The organism is Phenylobacterium sp. (assembly GCF_036821595.1).
GTDB lineage: Bacteria > Pseudomonadota > Alphaproteobacteria > Caulobacterales > Caulobacteraceae > Phenylobacterium.
Window position 1 is genome coordinate 1 of sequence record NZ_DAISJG010000167.1, and the last position, 2,082, is coordinate 2,082.

Annotated in this window: 3 protein-coding genes and 1 pseudogene; 1 reads left to right on the plus strand and 3 read right to left on the minus strand. The window is 71.5% G+C overall.

Translation table 11 applies throughout. The features are described from left to right. Together V7Z97_RS20250 and yajC are read right to left on the minus strand one after the other, a co-directional pair. Window positions 1-299: pseudogene (locus V7Z97_RS20250) on the minus strand (protein translocase subunit SecD); the annotation flags it as partial. Window positions 300-316: 17 nt separating this feature from the next. Next, window positions 317-664: a preprotein translocase subunit YajC gene (yajC, locus tag V7Z97_RS20255; RefSeq protein WP_325460697.1), complete on the minus strand. Its 348-nt coding sequence runs from the start codon at window positions 662-664 to the stop codon at window positions 317-319. A 119-nt stretch (window positions 665-783) separates the two neighbouring features. Here yajC and V7Z97_RS20260 point away from each other — a divergent pair, with 119 nt between their 5' ends. Then, the gene (locus V7Z97_RS20260; RefSeq protein WP_334165416.1) at window positions 784-1,623 is read left to right on the plus strand and encodes an ATP-binding protein; all 840 of its coding nucleotides are present in this window, start codon (window positions 784-786) and stop codon (window positions 1,621-1,623) included. A gap of 2 nt (window positions 1,624-1,625) precedes the next feature. Here the strand turns inward: V7Z97_RS20260 and V7Z97_RS20265 are convergent. Beyond that, window positions 1,626-2,082, minus strand: a 457-nt coding sequence (locus V7Z97_RS20265; RefSeq protein ID WP_334165412.1) for a murein hydrolase activator EnvC family protein, incomplete at its 5' end; no start/stop codon positions are given.

Consider the following 2,082-nt stretch of genomic DNA (forward strand, 5'->3'; position numbering starts at 1 on the left):
GCCACCTCGCCGCCCGCGACGCCCAGGTCGGTGAAGGCGACCTGCTCGTTGCGCAGGTTGAGGCGGACGTCCTCGACGAGGTTCGTCAGGCGCTCGCGACGCAGCGCGGCGGTGTCGACCTCGAGCAGCAGGTGCGAGCCGCCCTGCAGGTCGAGGCCGAGGTTGAGCGTCTGCTTCGGCATGAAGGCCGGCAGCCGGGCGCGCGTCTCGGCCGGAATCACGTTGGGCAGGGCGAAGAGCACGCCCAGCACCACCGCCAGAACGACGAGGATGACCTTCCAGCGGGAGAGGGTGAGCATCGGAGCGGCTTTTGGGCTCAGACCTTGGAGTCGTTGGCCGGCGACGGCTCACCGCGGGTGCGGACGTCGGCAATCATCGTCTTGACCACCTTCACCGTCACGCCCGTGGCGATCTCGAGGCCGACTTCCTTGTCCTCGACGCGGACGACCTTGCCGATCATGCCGGAGGAGAGGACGACGACGTCGTTCCGCTTCAGCGCGGTCAGCATCTGCTGGTGCTGCTTCATGCGGCGCTGCTGCGGCCGGATCATGAGGAAGTAGAACAGGATCACCAGGCCGATGAGCGGCAGGAACTGGATCAGCATGCCCTCGGGGCCCGCAGGAGCGGCGCCGGCGGCTTGGGCATAGGCGGGGGTGGCGAACATGGCCTCTCCGGAATAGGGCAGACGGGGCGGCTCTACAGAGCCCCCCGTCGAGGTCGGCGGAAGCTATGCGCTGCGCCCCCGTTTTGCAATGGAACCGCTCGGCGGCTATGCGTCCGCCGATGGACCCGCAGCTGAAACCCGTGCTGGAGCGCATTGCCGAAGCCCTCGAGCGCCTGGCGCCGCCAAGGACCGAGGCGCCGGTGTTCGCCGGAGCCAGCCTGTTCCGGCACGACCCGGCGACCGGCGGCTTCCACCCGGCGCCGGACTATCCGCTGGGGCTGGAAAGCCTGGTCGGCGTCGACCGGCAGAAGGCGCGGTTCCTGGAGAACCTGCAGCGGTTCGCCCGCGGCCTGCCCTACAACCACGCGCTCCTGTGGGGGGTGCGGGGCACCGGCAAGAGCTCGCTGGCCAAGGCCGCCTTCATGGCAGTGGCCGCCGAGGCGCGGGACCTGAAGCTCGTCGAGGTGGACCGCGACCAGGTGACCGCCCTGCCCGGCCTGTTCGACGTGCTGCGCGGCCGGCCCGAGCGCTTCGTGGTGCTGTGCGACGACCTCTCATTCGAGGAGGGCGCGGCGGCGGCCAAGGCGCTCAAATCGGCCCTGGAGGGCGGCGTCTCCGGCCCGCCCGGCAACGTCCTGTTCGTGGCCACCTCCAACCGCCGCCACCTGATGCCCCGGGCGCACGCCGAGGACCGCGGCCTGGTGGCCGCCGCCGAGGACGCGGAGGAAGAGGTCAGCGTCTCCGACCGATTCGGCCTGTGGGTGGGCTTCCCGCCGATGGACCAGCCGACCTACCTGGCGGCCGTCACGGGCTACGCCGAGCGGTTCGGCCTGGCCGTTCCGGACCTGGAGCGCCGGGCCCTGCAGTGGGCGCAGCTGCGCGGCGGCCGCTCGGGCCGGGTCGCATGGCAGTTCATCCGCGACCTCGCGGGTGAGCTGGGCAAGCCGCTGCCGCTCTGATCCTACCGCGGGAGAACGAGCTTCGGGTCGATCGGCCGGGCCCGGTCGAGCGGTGACGGGGCGTAGCGGACCTCGAAGTGGAGCTGCGGCTCGCTCACCCCGCCCGTCGAGCCCGCCTGGCCGACCTGCTGCCCCTGGGTGACCTTCTGGGTCATCTTCACGTCGACGCGGGACAGGTGGCCGTAGGCGGTCACCCAGCCGTCCTCGTGCTTGATCAGCACCAGGTTGCCGAAGCCCGGCACCTGATCGCCGGCGTAGACCACGTCCCCGGCGGCGGAGGCCCGGACCGGGTCGCCGGCGCGGGCGCGGATGTTGATGCCGTCGTTCCGCTGGTTGCCGGGCTTGGGCCCGAATTCCGACAGCAGGTCGCCCTGCAGCGGCCAGATGAACCGGCCGCGGCCGAGCTGTGAGATCTGGGCGTCGCTGACCGCGGGCGTGGGGGCGACGTCCGTCACCTGC

Coding starts and splice junctions, on each gene's coding strand:
- yajC (WP_325460697.1), bottom strand. CDS start 664: ATGTTCGCCACCCCCGCCTATGCCCAAGCCGCCGGCGCCGCTCCTGCG.
- V7Z97_RS20260 (WP_334165416.1), top strand. CDS start 784: ATGGACCCGCAGCTGAAACCCGTGCTGGAGCGCATTGCCGAAGCCCTC.